Genomic DNA, 20,424 nt, shown 5'->3' with positions numbered 1-20,424 from the left:
CACGGCACCGGCCTCGCACACGTCGTGCGAGGCCGGGCCGGTGGTGGTCAGGCGCGGTACGCCGTCCACATGCTGCTGATCCTGCTGCTCTGGTTCGGGGTGAACTGGTTGTAGCAGGAGTCGTAGGAGTAGTCCATGTAGTTGTGGATCGGGTCCAGGCCGGGCAGCGAGCAGGAGTCGCGGCCGGTCGGGCACCCGTTGGTCGGGCTGCTCTGGGCCGGGGTGTCGGCGACCTCGTCGTTCGTCGTCGTACAACCGCCCTGGAAGGTGTGGTAGAGCCCGAACCAGTGACCGGCCTCGTGCGTGGCGGTCTCGCCGAGGTTGTAGTTCGCCTCCGAACCGCCCGGCAGCGAGGTGTACTGCACCCGGATGCCGTCGATGCCCGGCTGCTTCTTGTAGTCCCACGGGAACGTCGCGATGCCCAGGTAGCCGAAGTCGACCAGCCAGATGTTCAGCGCGTTGGCGCCACCCTTGCGGGTCTGCTTGCGGTAGGACGCGCTCTGCTTGTCGCGGTGCCATTGGTCGTTGTTGTACCGGAACGTCCCGGCCAGGCTGAACGTGAAGCCGGTGTTGGCGGCGGCCGAGGACTCCTCCCCGCCGAACGTCTTGTTCAGTACGGCGATCTGGCGGGAGATCTGGGCGTTGGTGACGTCACCGGCGCCGGTGCTGCTGCGCATCACGTGCACGTAGACCGGCACGTTCGCGGCCGCCAGCGCACCGGCCGGTACGCCGGTGCCGCGAGCCGCCTTCGCCTTGAGCAGGCCGGCCGTCCGGACCTCGATCGCCTTCTGCTCGGCAGCGCTGATCTCCCGGGTGTCGGCTCCGTGGCCGCCCTTGGCGGCTGCCCCTGGCGGGGTGAAGCATGGGTTGGCCAGCTGGTCGGCCGGAATCTGCGCGGTCGCCTGGCCGCCGAGCGGTGTGGCGACGAGCGCGGCACCGGCCAGCAGGACGGTCAGCGCGCGGGGCCGGCTGATGAGAACTCGCATGATGCGCTCCTCAGGGGTGAGCGGGCCGCGGGACAGGCGACCGGGTGCGGGAATCGTGCGCCCGGCACGGGCGCTCGCGGAAGCAGTCGCGGCACCGCTGGGACCGGTCGAGGGAAATCCTTCGCCCTGTGGAGTTTTCGCAGCAAGTAGCAATACTCAGGCGCCCGGAGCCGTTGCTCTGAAATACTCCTCGCGGCCGCCTGCCATGTGAGGAGAATTACCAGTGAGGTTGTGGAAACTTGCGGTACCCGTTGCGGTTCTTGCGTCCGGGGTCGTCCCAGCGCAAGCCGCCGGTGAACAGACCGTGACGTACCGCGGTTACCAGGTGACGGTGCCGGCCAGCTGGCCGGTCGTCGACCTGGCGAAAGACCCGACAGCCTGCGTGCGCTTCGACCGTCCGGCGGTGTACCTGGGCAAGAGCACCGCTCAGCCTGACTGCCCGGCGGACGCTGTCGGCCGGACCGTAGGACTGGTGCTGGAGCCGCTCAGCCGGCAGCCGCGCTCGAGTGACGGCCAGCTCGCCCAGGCCGTCGAAGCCGCGGGCGTGCTGGCAACGGCGTACTACGCGCCAGGTCGTGTCGACGAGGCACGGCAGGTCCTGAGCACCGGCCGGACGACCTCCAAGGCCACTCGGCTGGCGCAGCCGCGTGCCGCGGCCGCGACGCCGTCGGTGGTTGCCACCGGCAACCTGCTCGGTGGGTTCGCGTTCGACACCTGCGACGCCCCGAGCCAGAGCGCGATGGATGCCTGGCTGTCCCCGAAGTCGGGGTACAAGGCGGTCGGCATCTACGTCAGCGGTGGGCTGCGGCGATGCGCCGCCCAGCCGAACCTCACGCCGGAGTGGGTCGGCACGAACGCCGCCAAGGGCTGGCAGTTCCTGCTGATCGACGTCGGTCTGCAGGCTCCCTGCAGCAATCTGTCCAGCCGGATGTCGACCGACCCGGCCACCGCCCGCGCCCAGGGCCGGACGGCTGCCGCCAACGCGGTCGCCTCCGCGCAGGCGCTCGGGTTCGCCCAGCGCAGCGCGATCTACAGCGACATCGAGGCCTACACCTCGACGGCCGCCTGCAAGGCGGCCGTGCTGTCCTACCTGAGCGGCTGGACCCTCGAACTGAACACTCGTGGCTACGTCGGCGGCGCGTACGTCGGTGCGGCTTCCGGCGGGGTCGATCTGGCCAGTGCCTACAACAACACGGCGTACACCCGGCCGGACAACCTGTGGTTCGCTCGCTGGAACCAGGTCACCAACACCACCGACGACAAGTACATCCCGGCGTCCATGTGGACCAACCGTCAGCGCGTCCACCAGTACCAGGGTGACCACCTCGAGACGCACGGTGGCGTGGAGATCAAGATCGACAGCAACGCCGTGAACCTGACTGCTCCGCCCGCGGCGCTCACCGGGTTCGACGCGACCGGTGCCTACTCCACGGCGGCGCTCAAGTGGACTGTCCCCGCCGGCAACCAGGTCATCGTCCGCCGCAACGCGGGCGGCACCACGCCGCCTCCGCTGCCGAACGTCGGTACGGCGGTCTACACCGGCACAGCCGCCTCCACGACGGCGACCGGCCTGGCCAACGCCACCAGCTACGCGTTCCGCGCGTGGGCCAAGGACAGCACCGGCAAGATCGGTCCGGGTGTCGACACCGTGCTGATCGGCACCGGAGCGACCGTGGCCGCCAGCGCCCCGGCGATCAGCTACGGCGGCGCCGTCACGCTCTACACCCGCGCCACTCGCAAGGACTCCGGCGCCTCGCTGGTCGGCGTACCGCTGTCGCTCTACGCGCGGGCCAAGAACAGCTCCACCTGGCGGGAGGTCGCCCGGGTCACCTCCGACGGCACCGGCCAGGCGTCGTCGGTGCAGAAGCCGACCGTCTCCACGGTGTACGCGTGGGGCTACAACGGCTCGCCGGACCTGCTCGGCTCACGCAGCGGCAACGCCACGATCGAGGTCAAGCCGACGATCACGATCAACCTGGCCGCCGCGATCAAGCTCGGCACCACCACGTCGGTCTACGGCTACCTGCGCCCCCAGCACCCCGGGACGACGGCGTACCTGCAGCGCCTGACCGGTACGAGCTGGCCGACGGTCGCCACGACCAAGCTGAACACCACGGGCAACTACGGCTTCAGCATCAAGCCGACCGCCCGCGGTACGTCGTACTACCGAGTGGTCTGGCTGGCCGACGCGGACCATGCGACTACCGTGAGTAGTACCAAGGCGGTCATCGTCAGCTGAGGTGAATTCGCGGTGGTGAAACACACCGCCGTTCTTCGAAAGGGGGTAGGGATGGGTACCGTCGTCGCGTGCAGAAATGGCCTGGTCGTCCCTATCCCCTCGGAGCCACGTACGACGGCTCCGGTACGAACTTCGCGCTGTTCTCGGAGGTTGCCGAACAAGTTGACCTGGCACTGATCGGTGACGACGGCTCGGAGCAGCTGGTCCAGCTGACCGAGGTGGACGGGTTCGTGTGGCACGCGTACCTGCCGTCGGTGCAGCCGGGTCAGCGTTACGGCTACCGCGTGCACGGCCCGTACGACCCGCCCGCCGGGCACCGGTGCAACCCGTCGAAGCTGCTGCTGGACCCCTACGCGAAGGCCATCGACGGGCAGGTCGACGCCGACGAGTCGCTGTTCAGCTACCGGTTCGCCAAGCCCGACGAGCTGAACACGATGGACAACCGGGAGCACACGATGCTGTCGGTCGTCACCAACCCGTTCTTCGACTGGGGCAACGACCGGCCGCCGGGCCACGCCTACCACGAGACGGTGATCTACGAGGCGCACGTCAAGGGCCTGACCAAGACGCACCCGGCGCTGCCGGAGGAGATCCGCGGCACGTACGCCGGGATGGCGCACCCGGCGATCATCGAGCACCTCAAGGGGCTCGGGATCACCGCGGTCGAGCTGATGCCGGTGCACCAGTTCGCCCAGGACGGGCACCTGCAGGAACGTGGGCTGTCCAACTACTGGGGCTACAACACGATCGGCTTCTTCGCCCCGCACAACGCCTACTCGTCCAACGGGACCCGCGGTCAGCAGGTGACCGAGTTCAAGACGATGGTCCAGGCCCTGCACGAGGCCGACATCGAGGTCATCCTCGACGTGGTCTACAACCACACCGCCGAGGGCAACGAGATGGGCCCGACGCTGTCGTTCAAGGGCATCGACAACGCGGCGTACTACCGGCTCGTGGACCAGGACAAGTCGCACTACTACGACACGACCGGGACAGGCAACAGCCTGCTGATGCGGCACCCGCACGTGCTGCAGCTGATCATGGACTCGCTGCGCTACTGGGTGACCGAGATGCACGTCGACGGCTTCCGCTTCGACCTGGCGGCCACGCTGGCCCGTCAGTTCCACGAGGTGGACCGGCTGTCGGCGTTCTTCGACCTGGTCCAGCAGGACCCGGTGGTCAGCCAGGTGAAGCTGATCGCCGAGCCCTGGGACGTCGGCGACGGCGGCTACCAGGTGGGCAACTTCCCGCCGCTGTGGACGGAGTGGAACGGCAAGTACCGCGACACCGTGCGCGACTTCTGGCGCGGCGAGCGGTACACGCTGGCCGAGTTCGCCTCTCGGCTGACCGGCTCGTCGGACCTGTACCAGGACGACAGCCGCCGCCCGATCGCGAGCATCAACTTCGTCACCGCGCACGACGGGTTCACGTTGCGCGACCTGGTCTCGTACAACGGCAAGCACAACGACGCCAACGGCGAGGGCGGCAACGACGGCGAGAGCCACAACCGGTCCTGGAACTGCGGCGCCGAGGGCGAGACCGACGACCCGGGCGTGCGCAGCCTGCGGGCCAAGCAGCAGCGCAACTTCCTGACCACGCTGCTGATCTCCCAGGGCGTCCCGATGCTCGCGCACGGCGACGAGCTGGGCCGGACCCAGAGCGGCAACAACAACGTCTACTGCCAGGACAACGAGCTGGCCTGGGTGAACTGGGACCTCGACGAGGAGCAGCAGGACCTGCTGGAGTTCACCCGCGGCCTGGTCCAGCTGCGCAACGAGCACCCGGTGCTGCGGCGCCGGCGCTTCTTCCACGGCGACCAGGGCATCGACGGGCTCGGCGACCTGGTCTGGTTCACGCCGGAGGGCAAGGAGATGCAGGACGGCGACTGGAGCCGGGACGACGCCCGTGCGGTGGCCGTGTTCCTCAACGGGGACGCCATCTCCGAGCCGGACCCGCGCGGCGAGCCGGTGGTCGACGACTCGTTCCTGATCCTGCTGAACAGCGACCACCAGGCGCAGGACTTCCTGCTGCCGCCCAAGGAGTTCGGTGAGGTCTGGTCGGTCGTGGTCGACACGATCCGGCCGACCGGTCGCGCCGAGGAGGGCGAGCACCCGGCCGGCAGCACGATCCGGATCGAGGCGCACGGCACAATCGTGCTGACCCGGCCCCGGCAGGCCGCCGGATGACGGCGGTCCCGCAGTCGACGTACCGGTTGCAGATCAACGCCGCCTTCGGGTTCGACGACGCCGCGCGCGTGGTGGAGTACCTGCACGACCTCGGGGTCTCGCACGCCTACTTGTCGCCGATCCTGCAGGCCGCGCCGGGTTCGACGCACGGGTACGACGTGGTGGACCACAGCAGGTTGTCGGAGCCGGCCGGCGGGCGGCCGGCGTTCGACCGGCTGACGGACAAGCTGGCCGACCACCGGATGGGTGCGATCGCCGACGTCGTACCGAACCATGTCGCCGTGCCGACGCCGGCCCGGCTCAACACCGCGCTCTGGTCGGTGCTGCGCGACGGGCCGGGTTCGCCGTACGCGGAGTGGTTCGACGTCGACTGGGGCTCGGGCAACCAGCCGCTCCTGATGGCGGTGCTCGGCAACCGGATCGGCAAGGTGCTGGCCGACGACGAGCTGTCGGTCGACCGCAGCGGCGACGAGCCGGTCCTGCGGTACTACGAGCACGAGTACCCGCTGCGCCCCGGGACCGAGGACCTGCCGATCGACGAGCTGGTGACCGCGCAGTGGTACCGGCTGGCGCACTGGCGGGTCGCCGACGAGGAGCTGAACTACCGGCGCTTCTTCGACGTCGACACCCTGGCCGCGGTCCGGGTGGAGACGCAGGAGGTCTTCGAGGCGACCCACGAGCTGCTGTTCGCTCTGCTGCACGAGGGCAAGCTGCACGGCTTCCGGATCGACCACCCGGACGGCCTGGCCGACCCCCGCGGGTACCTGCGCCGCCTGGCCGAGCGGACCGGCGGTGCGTGGGTCGTGGTCGAGAAGATCCTCGAGGGCGACGAGGAGCTGCCGCGTGACTGGCCCTGTGCCGGTACGACGGGCTACGACGCCCTGCTGCGGGTCGGCGGCCTGTTCGTCGACCCGGCGGGCGCCGCACCGCTGGCGGCGTACCACGCCGACCTGACCGGCGAGCCGGCCGACTTCGCGCCCGTGGTCGAGGAGGCCAAGCGGGAGATCGTGGAGCACGGCCAGTACGCCGAGGTGCACCGGCTGGTCGAGCTGCTGGCCCGGATCTGCCAGGACGACGTCCGGCTGCGCGACCACACGCGGCGGGCGTTCCACGAGGTCGTCGTCGAGCTGCTGGTGAACTTCGACCGGTACCGGGCGTACGTCGTACCGGGTGAGCCGGCTCCGACGGAGGCAGTCGCGGTGCTGGAGCACGTGGCCGAGCTCGCCCGGCGCAACCTGGACGAGGAGCAGCAGGAGACGCTCGACCTGGTCCGCGACCTGCTGCTCGGCCGGGAGGCCGGGACGGCGAGCCGGATCGACGAGGACGCGCGGCACGAGCTGATCGTGCGGTTCCAGCAGACCTGCGGGCCGGTGATGGCCAAGGGGGTCGAGGACACCGCGTTCTACCGCTGGTTCCGGCTCAGCTCGCTGAACGAGGTCGGTGGCGACCCGGAGCACTTCGGCGTCTCGCCGGAGGAGTTCCACGCCTATGCCGCCCGGCTGAACGACCACTGGCCGCGTACGATGACCACCCTGTCGACGCACGACACCAAACGGTCCGAGGACGTCCGGGCGCGGCTCGGCGTGCTGTCCGAGCAGCCTGCTGCGTGGGTCGAGGCGGTCCGGTCGTGGCGGACGCAGTCGGAGGACTACCGCGGGCCCCTGCTCGACGGCAGCACGGAGTACCTGGTCTGGCAGACCCTGCTCGGGACGTGGGACGACGGCCCGCTGGCCGAGGACCGGCTGCAGGCCTACCTGCAGAAGGCGATCCGCGAGGGCAAGCGGCACACCAGTTGGACCTCACCGGACAGCGAGTACGAGGAGGCCGTGGCCGCCTTCGCCACGGCCGTGCTGGGCGACTCCGAGCTGCTGGAGTCCGTACGGCGGTTCGCCGACGCGCAGGCGCCGTACGTGCGGGCGGCGACGCTCGGGCAGAAGCTGGTGCAGCTGACCATGCCCGGCGTACCCGACGTGTACCAGGGGACCGAGCTGGTCGACCTGTCGCTCGTGGACCCGGACAACCGGCGCCCGGTCGACTACGAGGAGCGCATCCGGCGGCTGGCCCGGCTGGACGGCGGCGGGTCGCCGCAGGACCTGGCGGACGAGAAGCTGCTGGTCACGTCGCGCGCGCTCCGGCTGCGCAGGCAGAACGCCGACGCCTTTGCGGGCAGCTACCGGCCGCTGCCGACGTCCAACGGGCACGCGGTCGCGTTCGCCCGCGGGGACGCGGTGATCACGCTGGCGACCCGGCTGCCGGTCGCCCTGCACCGGCTGGGCGGCTGGGGCGACTCGACCGTCGTACTGCCGTCGGGGGACTGGAAGGACGTGTTGACCGGACGGTCCGTGGGTAGTGGAGCGACTCGGATCGACGAGCTGCTGGCTGAGCTTCCGGTGGCGCTGCTCGCGAGAGGCTGACCGCATGCACACCTTCTCTGTCTGGGCCCCTGACGCCTCGGCTGTTTCGCTGGTCCTTGGTGAGTCCCTGGAGATGACCAAGGCCGACGACGGCTGGTGGTCGCTGGAGGTCGCTGACGCCGGGCACGGGACGGACTACGCGTTCTCCGTCGACGGCAGCGACCCGATGCCCGACCCGCGCAGCCCCTGGCAGCCCGAAGGTGTGCACGGGCCCAGCCGGGTGTTCGACGCGTCCCGCTTCGGCTGGAGCGACTCGGACTGGGCCGGCCGGGATGTGCGCGGCGCGGTGTTCTACGAGCTGCACCTGGGGACCTTCACGCCCGAGGGCACGCTGGAGGCCGCCGCGGGCCACCTGGACTACCTGGTCGCGCTCGGCGTCCAGGTGGTGTCGCTGCTCCCGGTGGCCGCCTTCCCGGGCCAGCACGGCTGGGGGTACGACGGCGTCGACCTGTACGCCGTCCACGCGCCGTACGGCGGACCGGAGGCGCTGCAGCAGTTCGTCGACCGGTGCCACGCGGTCGGCCTGGCGGTCTGCCTCGACGTCGTCTACAACCACCTCGGCCCGTCCGGGAACTACCTGGACTCGTTCGGGCCGTACTTCACCGACAAGCACACGACGCCGTGGGGCCCGGCGGTCAACCTGGACGACCGGGGCTCGCACGAAGTGCGCCGCTGGATCTGCGACAACGCGCTGCGGTGGTTCCGGGACTTCCACCTGGACGCGCTGCGGCTGGACGCCGTCCACGCTCTGCAGGACGACAGCCCGCGGCACCTGCTCGCGCAGCTCTCGGAGGAGACGGCCGCGCTCTCGGCCGAGCTGGGCCGGCCGCTGGGGCTCGTCGCCGAGTCGGATCTGAACGACCCGGCCATGGTGACGCCGGTGGCCGACGGCGGGCTGGGGATGACCGCGCAGTGGAGCGACGACTTCCACCACGCGCTGCACACGCTGCTGACCGGTGAGCGGGCCGGGTACTACGAGGACTTCGCGCAGCCCGGGGTGTTCGAGAAGACGCTGACCCAGGTGTTCCTGCACGACGGCTCGTACTCGTCGTTCCGCGGCAAGGACTGGGGCCGGCCCGTGGATCCGGCGAAGCACCGGGGTTCGGAGTTCCTGGCGTACACCTCGAACCACGACCAGGTGGGCAACCGCGCGCTCGGTGACCGGCCGGGGCTGACGCCGGGCCAGCTGGCGATCGGTGCGGCGCTGGTGATCACGTCGCCGTACACGCCGATGCTGTTCATGGGCGAGGAGTGGGGCGCGTCGACGCCGTGGCGGTTCTTCACCGACCACGACGAGCCGGAGCTGGCCGACGCCGTCCGGAACGGGCGGCGCAGCGAGTTCGCGGCGTTCGGCTGGGACGCGGAAGAGATCCCGGACCCGCAGGACCCGGAGACCTGGCGGGCGTCGGTGCTGGACTGGACCGAGGTGGACCGGTCGCCGCACCACGAGCTGCTCGCTTGGTACCGCGACCTGCTCGCGCTGCGGGCGCGCAGCGAGGACCTGCGGGACGACCGGCTCGGCTCGGTCGCGGTGACGTCGGACGAGAACGGCGAGTGGCTGGTGGTCAGCCGCGGCAAGCTGCGCGTGGTGGTCAACCTCGGTGCGGAAGAGCGCGTGGTGCCGGTGGACGGCGTTCCGTCGTACGAGGTGATGACGTTCGGTACGAGCGACCTGGTCACCGACGGGGTAACGCTTTCCGGTCGTTCCGTGGCCATCTGGGCGGTTTGATCAGGACCAACACAGTTTCGTCAATCCCTTGTGCTGCAAGGGTCTGGTGACGGACTGTGGGTGGGTACCAGCCTGTTGGGCAGTCAGCAGGAGGGGGGTCACCGGGGGGTGACAGGGAGGACGGCTGTGAGCGTTGGAGGGACCGACACCTACTACGACTACGACGAGAAGCAGTGGAAAAGCAGGCGGCTGGGCGGCGGACCGATCCGCCGCGGCCCGGTCTGCCCGGCACCACGCACCGAGCACCAGCCGGTCGAGCGCCGCGCCGCGAGCCACGACCACAGGCCTCGGGACGAGAAGAAGGTCCTGAGCTAGCTCCGTCGGGGTGGAGCGCACCGGGTCGACGGTGCGCTCCACCCAGGAGCTGCCCTTCGTCCCCAAAAAGCTGACGAAGGGACTTGTCATCCTTCCGATGACGCGGTAGAAAAGTAGTGCGTGTTGACACCGAACTGGTCGACAACAGGAGGTGGAAACGATGTTGATGCGCACCGATCCCTTCCGTGAACTGGACCGGATCACCCAGCAGCTGCTCGGCCCGGCCACCGGCACCTGGTCCCGGCCCGCGAGCCTGCCGATGGACACCTACCGCTCCGGCGACGACTACTTCGTCGTGCTCGATCTTCCGGGCGTCTCGCCCGACGCGATCGACCTGAGCGTCGAGCGCAACGTCCTCACGGTCAAGGCCGAACGCCGTCCCGTGGGCCTGCCCGGCGGCGTCGAGCAGCAGATCGCCGAACGCCCGCTGGGCGTCTTCTCCCGGCAGCTGTTCCTCGGCGACTCCCTCGACACCGAGAACATCCAGGCGGCGTACGCCGACGGCGTGCTGACGCTGAAGATCCCGGTCGTCGATCACGCCAAACCGCGCAAGATCGCGATCGGCTCCGCCGAGCCGCAGCACCAGCTCGACGGCTGAGCCCCCTCCGGCTCGCTCACCGGAAGGTGGTGATGCCCTGCAGGGAGAACCGGTCGAGTTCCCAGGACGGCTGCCCGGCGGCATCACGGCGGTGCACGACGGCACCGCAGCCGCACCCGGGCGCACGGGCCGCCGCCGGCAGCCGTCCGCCCTCCGTCCCTGACCCCGTACGAGTTCCCAGAAAGGATGTCTTGCACCCCCAGGTAGTCGCCCCGCCGTCCCGGACCACCGTCCTGACGCGGGCCTTCCACCCGATGTTCGCCCTGTACGCCGGTGTGCTGGCCGGCGTCGCCGTGGTCTTCGACCTCCTCTACCTGATGGTCGGCGGCGGCGTCCTGATGGCCGCGCTCTACACCCTGCCGATCACCGCCGGCCTCGTCGCCTGCCTCGTGGCAGCCGCGGACGAGCTGGACCTGGACCGGCCGGCTGTCCGAGCGACCGCCGCCCTGGCCGCGGCTGCCGGTCTGACCAACGCGCTGTACCTCGCCGCGATCAACACCATGCGAGCGACCACCCCCACGACCTGGACCACCGGAGGCATGGCGGTCCTCCTGAGCGGCGCAGCGGTCCTCGCAGCAGCTGTCACCCTCCGCCGGTTCCTTCAGCTGACCGCCTGACCCCCTGCCCGGTGGCGTGCGACCAGTACTCGCCACCACCGAAGAGGCAGTGATCTGCTGCACTGCCTGGCGGCCCGGGCACTACCCCCTGACCCCTCGCCCGGTGCCCGGGCCGCCACCTACTCCGGCGTCAGCTGATCCCAGTCCGTCACGATCGGCGCCAGCTCACCGCGCAGCCACAACGGGAGCTGGTCGTGGTGGTGCTCGTCGCCCAGTACGCCGGACGCACCGAGCGGCACGCTCCACCCGCTCTTCGTGCGGTCACCGAGATCCCAGGCGTACCGCGCGACCGAGGCTCGTACGGTCAGGTCGGTCGTCCCCGGGACACTCGACGTGGACCAAACACAGTGGTGGTCGCCGGACAGCCCCAGGTCGATCGGCTCCTCGTCGCGGGTGAACAGCGGGCCTCGGATCAGCTGCACCGGCGACAACTGGTGGGTCTCACCCCACGATCCACGCGGCTTCCTCGCGGCGACCTCCTCCAGCGACTCCCGGAGCAGCGCGGCGAAGTCGATGTCCAGGTCACTGGTTAACAGGTTCTCCAGCGCGAACGAGACGTGGGTCAGCAGGTCGAGGTACGGCAGGAACATCTCCGTGCTGTCGATGTCGTCCAGCGCCGCGATCGCCGGGTGGGCGGTGATCCGGCGGCTCAGCGCCTTCCGGATCGCGGCGTAGCTGGAGGCCGTCGTACTGGTCGCGTCCATCCGGCGGTCCCACCGCTGCAGGCGGCCGCGCAGCTCCGCAGCGTCGGGCGAGAGGTCGGCGAGGTCGCGCATCGGGTCGACGATGCTGCCGGCCGATCCCAGCCAGGTGTCGGTGTGGATGGTCGGCATGTCCTCGACCGTCCAGCCGTCCCGCGCGGTCAGCAGCTCATGGATCCGCCGGAACCGGTGCGGCGCGGCGAACTCGACCCCGAGCGGCGCGGCCAGGTCCCGGGCGTTCGCCATCACCGCCACGCCGTCGACCGTTGCCCTTGGCATCGGGTCGATCCAGCTCTCCCACTGGTGCTTGGACTCCCAGGCCGGTACGACGCGCAACTGGTTCTCCGGATCCCGTCGCGGAACGAGCCCGGCCGTCCGGTGCAGCAGGCCACCCGAGGTGTCCGCCGCGAGCACGACGTTGACCGGCTCGACCCACTTCTCCAGGGCCGCGTCGACCGCCGCGACGTCCGTTGCCTGAAGCAACCTGGGAAGCACCTCGAAGCCCAGCCGCCCGGTGACCCGCGGCGGATACCGCAGGCTGACCGCGCGATCGGCATCCGGACCGCCGATCACCACCGGCCCGCGTGCCGTCTCGATCACCTCGACCGCGACGGCGTCCCGTCCCGCGATCTCCACCGACTCGGTGTGCACGGTGGCGGCTTCCCAGCCGTCGGGCCCGAGCGCTTCCACGCCGTCCGCCGTACGGCGGAGCTGCTCCTCGTACAGGTCCTGGTAGTCGGCCGAGGCGTTGGTGATCGCCCAGGCGACGTCGCCGGCGTGGCCGAAGTGGGCGATACCGGGGATGCCCGGAACGGCCAGGCCCAGGACGTCGTACGCCGGGCAGGCCAGCCGGAGCTGCTGGTAGACGCCGGGGCTCTCGACGTACCGGTGTGGATCGCCCGCGATCAGCGCCGTACCGGTCGCCGTCAGAGCGCCCGGGATCATCCAGCCGTTGCTGCCCGACGTACGGGGTCCTTCGGAGGTGAACACGTCCATCGCGTCGTCGCCGAGGTGCAGCGCGACCTGCTCACGCCACAGCTTGGACGGGAATCCCGCGAACAGGATGTGCACAGCCATCCAGATCCCGAGCGGCGCCCACGGCTCCCACTCCTGCAGGGTCAGGCCGGTCTTCGCGAACTCCGGAGCCTGGGCGGCGCCGGCCGGAAGGCCCTCGTTGACGCCGGCGACGTACGCCTCGACCCACGCGCGGGTGTCGCCGTCGAGCGCCCGGAAGCAGCGCTCGGCGGTGTCGGCCAGGCGAGCCTGCCGGGCGAAGGTGTCCCAGGCAACGCCGACCGCCCCGAGGAAAGCGGCGGTCGTGCCAAGATACTTGCGCCGCTGCGTCTCGATCTGCCAGGCCCGATCTCCGGCGACGTTCCGCCCCTGCAGCCGAACCAGCGACAGTGGGTCATCGGCCCGAAGGTGTGGCACTCCCCAGCTGTCCCGGTAGACCTTCACACGTATCCCTTCGAGCGGACCAGCCACGGCTTCGGCGGCGCGCCTGACACGCTATCGGGTTAGCGTGGACTGGTGATCCGTCCGATCGACCCGGCCGACCCCGGGATAGCGCCACGCCTGCTCGAGGTCCAGCACCGCGCGTACGCCGTCGAGGCCGCCCTGATCGGCTTCGACGGGATCCCGCCGCTGCAGGAGGACCTGGCCGGCCTGATGGCGTCGACCGAGCACTGGCTCGGCTGTTTCACCGACGACCTCCTGGTCGCCGCCGTCGCCTACGAGTTCCCCGACCCCGAGACCGTCGACATCACCCGCCTGGTCGTCGACCCGGCGCACGCCCGCAAGGGCCACGCGACCGCCCTGCTCGACGCCCTCGACGACCTGGAACCCCGCGGCCTGTCCCTGGTCTCCACCGGCACGGCGAACGCCCCGGCGATCAAGCTGTACCTGGGCCGCGGCTACCACGAGTTCGAGCAGGTGGAGGTTGGTCCGGGGATCAGCATCACCCGGTTCCGCCGGGAACGGGTGCTCTGACCGCACCGGCGTACCGGTCGAGCCAGTCAGGCCAGGGGCGGAGCTCGCCAGCCATGGTGGCCAGTGCGATGAGGGCCTCTTCAGGTGTGCCGCGGTCCGCCGGCTCTGGTGAGAGCAACTGCTGGATGATCGGCTCCTCGCCGGTCAGGCACTCGGCGAGCGTGACACCCAGGCTGTACAGATCCATCGACGCAGTGACCGGCTGACAGGACTCCTGCTCGGGTGACGCATAGCCAAGAGTCCCGACCGGGTGGCCTGCTGGTTGGAGGGAGCCGAGCCGGCGGGCTGAGCCGAAGTCGATCAGCACCGGGCGGCTGTCGCGGAGTACGACGTTCTCGGGTTTGAGGTCCAGGTGCGCGATCCCCCGGCGGTGTAGGGAGAGAACAGCGGGGAGAAGTTGCGCGCCGAGTAGGGCGGTCTCGGTGGGACTGAGCGGACCCTGCTCGTCCAGCTCGTCCGCGAGCGACGGCCCGTCGACGTACTCGAGCAGGACATGCGGTACGGCGTCCCTGGTCCCGTCGGCGAGGAGACGAGGCAGCGCGGGGTGCTGATTGCCTGCCAGGGCTGCGGTCTCACGCTGCAGGGTCTTCACAGCGCGGGGGTGTCTGATCTGGTGCGGCCTGGCCAGCTTGAGTACGGCGGGCGCCCACAGCACCGGCGACCAGACCAGCCAGGTCTCGCACCGGTGTCCCACTCCGAGCCGTTCGACGGCCAGAGTCCCGCCGGGCAGCTCGCAGCCTTCGGCGGACTGCCAGACCGGCTGCTGGTCTTCGGCGTCGACTGCTTGCGTCATCGGGGCTCTCCTGTCGAAGGGCCGGCCCGCCGACCGCCCATCGGCGATCGGCGGGCCTGGTGATCAGCTGCGCGAGCGGCTGCGGGACCGGCTGCGGCTGCGCGAGCGGCTGCGGGACCGGCTACGGCCGTGGTGCATGGTCGGCTTGATCCGGAGCATGGTGCTCACCTCCTTCCAGTGACTTGGAGAACGCGGGTGGGCAGGGTGACGACCCGGTCGGCGATCGCCGCGAGGTCGTGGTCGTGGGTGACGAGCAGGACCGTGCGGTCGGCCGTCGTGGTCCGGATCGCCTCGATCACGGTGTGGGCCGAAGCCGGGTCGAGCGACGCGGTCGGTTCGTCCAGCAGTACGACTGGGGCCGTCGAGACCGCGGCCCGGGCCAGGGCGACCCGGCGACGCTGACCGCCGGAGAGCCGGACGCCGCCCTCGCCGAGGGGAGTGTCGTAGCCGTCGGGAAGCCGGCCGGCGAACTCGTCCACCAGCGCCGCCCGGCCGGCCAGCAGGACGCCGGCCCGGGTCGCCTCTGCGTTGCCGAAGGCAATGTTTTCGGCGACGGTCGCGTCCAGCAGCCACGGGTCCTGCGGGACGAACGCGAACCGCTCGCGCAGACTCCGCTGGGTGCAGTCGCGCAGGTCCACGCCGTCGATCAGGATACGGCCGGCGTCCACGTCGTACAGGCGGAGCAGGAGGTGCAGCAGCGTGCTCTTGCCGATGCCGCTCGGCCCGAGCAGACAGACGGTCTCACCGGCGGCAACTGTCAGGTCGAAGTCACGCAGTACCGGATGAGCCGCTTCGTAGCCGAAGCCGACCCGCTCGAATCGAACGCCTTGCCTGATCGCGGGCGCCGGCCGAGCGTCTGGCCTGTCGGTGACAGCCTCGTCGCACTCCAGGACGTCCCGCACCCTGGTCGCACTGGCACCCGCCTTGGCCAGTACGGCGGACAGCCGGGTCAGCCCACGGACAGGCGAGTACAGGTCTCGCAGGTAGGCGAGTACGACCAGCAGCTGACCCGTCGTGAGCAGTCCAGCCAGGACGTGCCGCCCTCCGACGACCAGCACCAACGCCGTACCGACCGCAAGCACGATGTCCGCGACAGGAGTCCACCGGGCATCCACGTCGATCGCCCGCAGCTCCACACCCAGTACGGCGCGGTTGCGTGTGCCGAACACCGCAGCTGCTCGATCCGCTCGCCCGAAAGCCTGGACGGCGCGCACGTTGCGCAGCAGGTCGGTGGTGGTCCCAGCGAGCCGACCGGACTCCGTCCTGGCGTCCTGCTGAGCCGCTCTGATCAGCCGGCGCTGCCGCACCGCCAGCACGGCAAGCACCGGTACGACGGCCAGACCGATCAGGGCCAGTCCAGGGTCGAAGGCGAACAGCAGCCCCAGTACGGCGACCAGCATCACCGCGTCCGGCAGGAACGAGGTGGAGACCGCGACCACGCCGTCCAGCACGCGGCCGACGTCCGTGGTCAGCCGCGAGACCAGTTCACCGCTGCGCATCCGGTCGTGCCAGCGCAGGGACCTGGTCATGGTCTGCTGGAACATCGTTGCCCGCAGCCCCGCCCCGATCCGCTCGGCCGCTCCTTCGACGATGCGCAGGCCGGCCATGTCGAGCAGGCCGATCGCCGCGCTGAGGACGACGGTCGCCAGAGCGGCGAAGACCAGCACGGCCGGCGGGTTGTCCGGCGTACCGGACAGGGCGTGGTCGACGGCCAGGGCGAGCGGCCACGGGCGGAGCAGGACGACACCGACTCGCAGCACGACCAGGCCGGCCGCTGCCGCGAGTGCAGGGAGCTGCACCCGGGCGGCGGGCCCGGCGACGGTGAGCGAGAGCGGTAGCTTCATGCCGACAACACTCACCGGGCCGAGGTCGGCACGGGTAGTGGACCTTGGTACTAGGACGGTTGTCGGGCTGCCCGGCGGCGGCGATCCGCCTCTACGATCCCCGCATGGTGAAACTGCGACGTCCGCGTGCGGACCGTGAACCGCTGTCCACGGTCGGACTGCTCGTCCGGTTCACCGCGGCCGGCCTGATCGTGCTGCTGTCGCTGGCGGCGCTGATCGCGTTCGTCGCGCGCCAGGCCGGGACCGAGCAGGCAGCGGAGTCGGCCCGGCAGGTCACCTACGTCACCGCGCGCGGAGTGGTCGAGCCGCGCCTGACCGCCGGAGTGATCGCAGGTCAGCCCGAGGCGCTGCGGGCCTTCGACACCGCGATGCGGCAGTACGTGCTGCAGGCGTCGCTGGTCCGGGTGAAGCTGTGGGACGCCGACGGGCGCGTCGTCTACTCCGACGAGCCGCGGCTGATCGGCACCCGCTTCCCGCTCGGCCCGGACGAGGCCGAGGCACTGCGGGTGCGCGGCAGCGTCGAGTCCGAGGTGAGCGACCTGAGCCGGCCGGAGAACAGGTTCGAGATCCCGTACCGCAAGCTGCTCGAGGTGTACGTCGGAGTGCGCGGCCCGAACGGCGAGCCGATGCTGTTCGAGGCGTACTTCCGGTACCAGGCGGTGACCGAGGCGGGGCAGGCCGCCTGGCAGCGGTTCGCCCCGCCGTCCCTGGGAGCGCTGTTGCTGCTGGAGCTGGTCCAGATCCCCTTCGCCTGGTCGCTGGCCCGCCGCGTTCAGCGGCAGCAACGGGACCGCGAGCGGCTGCTCCGGCACGCGGTCGAGGCGTCCGACGCCGAGCGGCGGCGAATCGCTGGTGAACTGCACGACGGTGTGGTCCAGGAACTCACCGGGCTCAACTACGCCCTCGACGCGATGCGGCTGGGAAACCCCACCGAAGGTCAGCGCGCAGAGCTGATCGCCGACAGTGCGTCGCGGCTCCGCGGCAGCATCGGGTCGCTGCGCTCGCTGCTCGTCGACATCTACCCGCCCAACCTGGTCGAGGAGGGTCTGGCCTCGGCGCTGGCCGAGCTGGCGGCCGGACTGGAACGCGCGGGCATCGACGTACGGCTGGAGACGGAGGAGGCAGAGCACCTGCCGCCGGCCGTAGCGGCTCTGTTGTTCCGGGCTGCTCAGGAGGTGGTCCGCAACGTCGCCTCGCACAGTGGAGCGCGGGAGGTCCTGATCAGCGCCGGGCGGAGCGACGGAGTCGCCACACTAGTGATCGACGACGACGGGCGAGGCTTCGACGAGTCGCGGCTGGAAGAGCGTAGTACCGGCGGGCACCTGGGTCTCCGCTCGATCGGTGACCTGCTGGCGGAGTCAGGTGGCATGCTGACAGTCCGGGCCGCTCCTGGCCAGGGAACGCGGGTGGAGGTCGAGGTGCCAGTCGGATGATCCGGGTGCTGATTGCCGACGACCACGCGATCGTCCGGACCGGGCTGGCGCAGCTGCTGGGGACGGCCGACGACCTGGAGCTGGTCGGTGAGGCCGCTGACGGCGCGCAGGCGGTGGCGATGGCCGCCGAGTTGCGGCCGGACGTCGTACTGATGGATCTGTCGATGCCTGGCACCGACGGGATCGCCGCGACCGGGCAGATCGTCGCGGCCGACCCGGAGGCGCATGTGCTGGTGCTGACGTCGTTCAGCGATCAGGCGCGGATCCTGGACGCGCTGCAGGCCGGTGCCGAGGGCTACCTGCTCAAGCACAGTGAGCCGGAGGTGATCCTGGCCGGCATCCGCGAGGTGGTGGCGGGCGGGTCGCCGTTGGACCCGAAGGCTGCCCGGGTGCTGCTCACCAACCGGCGTGCTCCCGGCCCGGAGACCAAGCTGACCGGCCGGGAGCAGGAGGTGCTCCAGATGATCAGCGACGGGCTGCCGAACAAGTCGATCGCCCGCCGGATGGGCATCAGCGAGCGGACAGTCAAGGCGCACCTCACCAACATCTACCAGCGCCTGGGCGTCACCGACCGGACGCAGGCGGCGCTGTGGGCCCAGCGGAACGCTCAGCGCGGGGAGTACTAGTACCAAGGTCCGATGGCCCTCGGCGGCCGTGATGGGTCACCATCGAGTCATGGAGCAGAGCCCGGACACCCGACGCCGGCCCGTCGTCCTGCAGACGGGCGGCACGGGCACGGAAGCCGGCCGCCGGAGCCTGGGCCGGTACGCCGCCTGGGCGGGCACCGGCCTGCTCGGGCTGGTGGCGGCCGCCGGTCTGGTGGCCGGCGGAACAGCGGTCTGGTCGGCCTTCGACCCCGGCACTCCTGGTGAGTCCCCGGCGCCGCTCTGGTTCCCGCCGACGCTGGAGCCCAAGGCGGTCACCACCACACCGAACCCGACCGTCGGACCCGGCGACGACAAGGGAGGCCTCCGCACCCCGACCACCGGGCCCAGCACTGAGCCCGGTGACGACAAGGGAGGCCTCCGCAAGAAGGACGACGACGACAAGTCAGGTCATTCAGGCAAGGGCTAGCGCCGTCCAGGAGATCGGGGGCAGGCTGATTGTGAGCTTGCCGTTCTCCAGGCGCACGCCCTCGGTCTCCCGCGGTACGACGCGGTCAGGCTGGGTCGCCGAGTTCACGGCCAGGCGGTCGTCGTCGGCCATCGTGAGCGCCTCCTGGACGGTGGTGACGCCGGTGCGGCTGACGTCGACCGAGACCTCGATGGTCTGGTCGAGCGAGCGGTTGACCAGGAAGACCGCGAGCTTGCCGTCGTCGTACGTCGCGACCGCGTCGACCGCTTCGACCTCGCCGAACTTCTCGGTGGAGATCGTCGGGGACGTGGTCTGCACCCGCAGCACCTGACCCGCGGCCAGGCGCGAGGTGATCGCGAACGGGTGGAACGTCGGCTGCCGCCAGGCCGGGCCGTTCGGCTCGGTCATGATCGGGGCGATCACGTTCGCCAGTTGTGCCAGGCAAGCAACCGCGACCCGGTCGCTGTGCCGCAGCAACGAGATCAGCAGGTTGCCGACGACAACGGCGTCGGTGAGGTTGTACTCGTCCTCGATCCGCCGCGGCGCCACCTCCCACGCGTCCGGGTCGCCGTCGGTCCGCCGCGAGCGGTCGCCGTACCAGACGTTCCACTCGTCGAAGGAGATGTCGATCCGGCGGCTGCTCTTCAGCTCGGCGCCGACCGCGTCGGCACTCGCGACGACCGCGTCGATGAAGCGGTCCATGTCGACCGCCGAGGCCAGGAACGACGCCGGGTCGTCCTTGTCGTCGCCGTAGTACGCGTGGCACGAGATGTGGTCGACCACGTCGTAGCACTCGCGCAGCACCTCGCGCTCCCAGGTTCCGAACGTCGGCATGCCCGATCCCGAGGATCCACAGGCCACGAGTTCCAGGTCGGGCTCGACCATCCGCATCGCCCGCGCGGTCTCGGCCGCGATCCGCCCGTACTCGCTCGCAGTCTTGTGCCCGATCTGCCACGGCCCGTCGAGCTCGTTGCCCAGGCACCACAGTTTGATTCCGTACGGCGACGCCGCGCCGTGCTCGGCGCGCAGGTCCGACAGCGCCGTACCGCTCGGGTGGTTGGCGTACTCCTGCAGGTCGAGCGCTTCCTGAACGCCCCGCGTGCCCAGGTTGATCGCCATCATCGGCTCGACGCCGGCCTTCGCGCACCAGCGGACGAACTCGTCCAGGCCGAACTGGTTGGTCTCGATGCTGTGCCAGGCCAGCTCCAGCCGGCGCGGCCGGTCGGCCCGCGGGCCGACGCCGTCCTCCCAGCGGTAGCCGGAGACGAAGTTGCCGCCCGGGTAGCGGACCAGGGAGACGCCGAGCTCCCGGGTCAGCTCCAGGACGTCCTTGCGGAAGCCGTCCTCGTCGGCGGTCGCGTGGCCGGGCTCGTAGATGCCGGTGTAGACGCAGCGGCCCATGTGCTCGACGAACGTGCCGAACGTGCGGCGGTTGACCGGGGCGACGGTGAAGGAGGGATCGAGGATCAGTGAGGCAGAAGGCACGAGGGAATGCTCCTTGGTGGT

The 20,424-nt window shown here is 70.4% G+C and carries 16 protein-coding genes; 11 read left to right on the top strand and 5 right to left on the bottom strand.

What is annotated here, in order from left to right:
• Positions 1-47: 47 nt before the first annotated feature.
• Complete coding sequence (locus tag ABD235_RS19980; RefSeq protein WP_344176139.1) at positions 48-986, bottom strand: zinc metalloprotease; 939 nt, start codon at positions 984-986, stop codon at positions 48-50.
• A gap of 304 nt (positions 987-1,290) precedes the next feature.
• Between ABD235_RS19980 and ABD235_RS19975 the strand changes: the two genes are divergently transcribed.
• The 7 genes from ABD235_RS19975 (at position 1,291) to ABD235_RS19945 (ending at position 11,084) form a co-directional block, all read left to right on the top strand.
• Positions 1,291-3,225, top strand: a complete 1,935-nt coding sequence (locus ABD235_RS19975; RefSeq protein WP_344176137.1) for a glycoside hydrolase domain-containing protein — start codon at positions 1,291-1,293, stop codon at positions 3,223-3,225.
• A gap of 68 nt (positions 3,226-3,293) precedes the next feature.
• Positions 3,294-5,411, top strand: coding sequence for a glycogen debranching protein GlgX (gene glgX, locus ABD235_RS19970; RefSeq protein ID WP_344176135.1), 2,118 nt, complete (start codon positions 3,294-3,296; stop codon positions 5,409-5,411).
• Entirely contained in the window at positions 5,408-7,825 is a 2,418-nt protein-coding gene (gene treY / locus ABD235_RS19965; RefSeq protein ID WP_344176132.1) for a malto-oligosyltrehalose synthase, read from the top strand. The genes glgX and treY overlap by 4 nt, the downstream gene beginning before the upstream one ends.
• 4 nt (positions 7,826-7,829) lie before the next feature.
• Complete coding sequence (treZ, locus tag ABD235_RS19960; RefSeq protein WP_344176130.1) at positions 7,830-9,554, top strand: malto-oligosyltrehalose trehalohydrolase; 1,725 nt, start codon at positions 7,830-7,832, stop codon at positions 9,552-9,554.
• Positions 9,555-9,680: 126 nt separating this feature from the next.
• On the top strand, positions 9,681-9,869 hold the full coding sequence (locus ABD235_RS19955; protein WP_344176128.1) for a hypothetical protein: 189 nt from the start codon (positions 9,681-9,683) through the stop codon (positions 9,867-9,869).
• A 160-nt stretch (positions 9,870-10,029) separates the two neighbouring features.
• On the top strand, positions 10,030-10,467 hold the full coding sequence (locus tag ABD235_RS19950; RefSeq protein WP_344176126.1) for an Hsp20/alpha crystallin family protein: 438 nt from the start codon (positions 10,030-10,032) through the stop codon (positions 10,465-10,467).
• A 191-nt stretch (positions 10,468-10,658) separates the two neighbouring features.
• The gene (locus ABD235_RS19945; protein ID WP_344176123.1) at positions 10,659-11,084 is read left to right on the top strand and encodes a hypothetical protein; all 426 of its coding nucleotides are present in this window, start codon (positions 10,659-10,661) and stop codon (positions 11,082-11,084) included.
• Between the two features lie 119 nt (positions 11,085-11,203).
• On the opposite strand, the gene ABD235_RS19940 is transcribed toward ABD235_RS19945, so the two are convergent.
• Positions 11,204-13,243: a penicillin acylase family protein gene (locus ABD235_RS19940; RefSeq protein ID WP_344176121.1), complete on the bottom strand. Its 2,040-nt coding sequence runs from the start codon at positions 13,241-13,243 to the stop codon at positions 11,204-11,206.
• Positions 13,244-13,315: 72 nt separating this feature from the next.
• Here ABD235_RS19940 and ABD235_RS19935 point away from each other — a divergent pair, with 72 nt between their 5' ends.
• Positions 13,316-13,774 carry a GNAT family N-acetyltransferase gene (locus tag ABD235_RS19935; protein ID WP_344176119.1) on the top strand — a complete coding sequence of 153 codons (459 nt, stop codon included), beginning with the start codon at positions 13,316-13,318 and terminating at the stop codon, positions 13,772-13,774.
• Here the strand turns inward: ABD235_RS19935 and ABD235_RS19930 are convergent.
• Both ABD235_RS19930 and ABD235_RS19925 read right to left on the bottom strand, forming a co-directional pair.
• Positions 13,743-14,567, bottom strand: coding sequence for a serine/threonine-protein kinase (locus tag ABD235_RS19930; RefSeq protein ID WP_344176118.1), 825 nt, complete (start codon positions 14,565-14,567; stop codon positions 13,743-13,745). The two genes, ABD235_RS19935 and ABD235_RS19930, sit on opposite strands and share 32 nt — an antisense overlap.
• Positions 14,568-14,731: 164 nt before the next feature.
• Positions 14,732-16,411, bottom strand: coding sequence for an ABC transporter ATP-binding protein (locus ABD235_RS19925; protein ID WP_344176116.1), 1,680 nt, complete (start codon positions 16,409-16,411; stop codon positions 14,732-14,734).
• A gap of 104 nt (positions 16,412-16,515) precedes the next feature.
• Here ABD235_RS19925 and ABD235_RS19920 point away from each other — a divergent pair, with 104 nt between their 5' ends.
• Genes ABD235_RS19920 through ABD235_RS19910 form a run of 3 tightly spaced genes read left to right on the top strand, consistent with a single transcriptional unit; the run spans position 16,516 to position 18,918 of the window.
• Positions 16,516-17,844: a sensor histidine kinase gene (locus tag ABD235_RS19920; RefSeq protein WP_344176114.1), complete on the top strand. Its 1,329-nt coding sequence runs from the start codon at positions 16,516-16,518 to the stop codon at positions 17,842-17,844.
• Complete coding sequence (locus ABD235_RS19915; protein ID WP_344176112.1) at positions 17,841-18,470, top strand: response regulator; 630 nt, start codon at positions 17,841-17,843, stop codon at positions 18,468-18,470. Before ABD235_RS19920 ends, ABD235_RS19915 begins: the two co-directional genes overlap by 4 nt.
• Before the next feature lie 49 nt (positions 18,471-18,519).
• Positions 18,520-18,918: a hypothetical protein gene (locus ABD235_RS19910; RefSeq protein ID WP_344176109.1), complete on the top strand. Its 399-nt coding sequence runs from the start codon at positions 18,520-18,522 to the stop codon at positions 18,916-18,918.
• Here ABD235_RS19910 and arfA read toward each other — a convergent pair.
• Positions 18,904-20,403, bottom strand: a complete 1,500-nt coding sequence (gene arfA / locus ABD235_RS19905; protein ID WP_344176107.1) for an arabinosylfuranosidase ArfA — start codon at positions 20,401-20,403, stop codon at positions 18,904-18,906. The two genes, ABD235_RS19910 and arfA, sit on opposite strands and share 15 nt — an antisense overlap.
• Positions 20,404-20,424 lie beyond the last annotated feature (21 nt).

It is taken from the genome of Kribbella lupini, assembly GCF_039529595.1.
Taxonomy (GTDB): domain Bacteria; phylum Actinomycetota; class Actinomycetes; order Propionibacteriales; family Kribbellaceae; genus Kribbella; species Kribbella lupini.
This window is presented reverse-complemented; position numbering and strand designations above follow the sequence as displayed.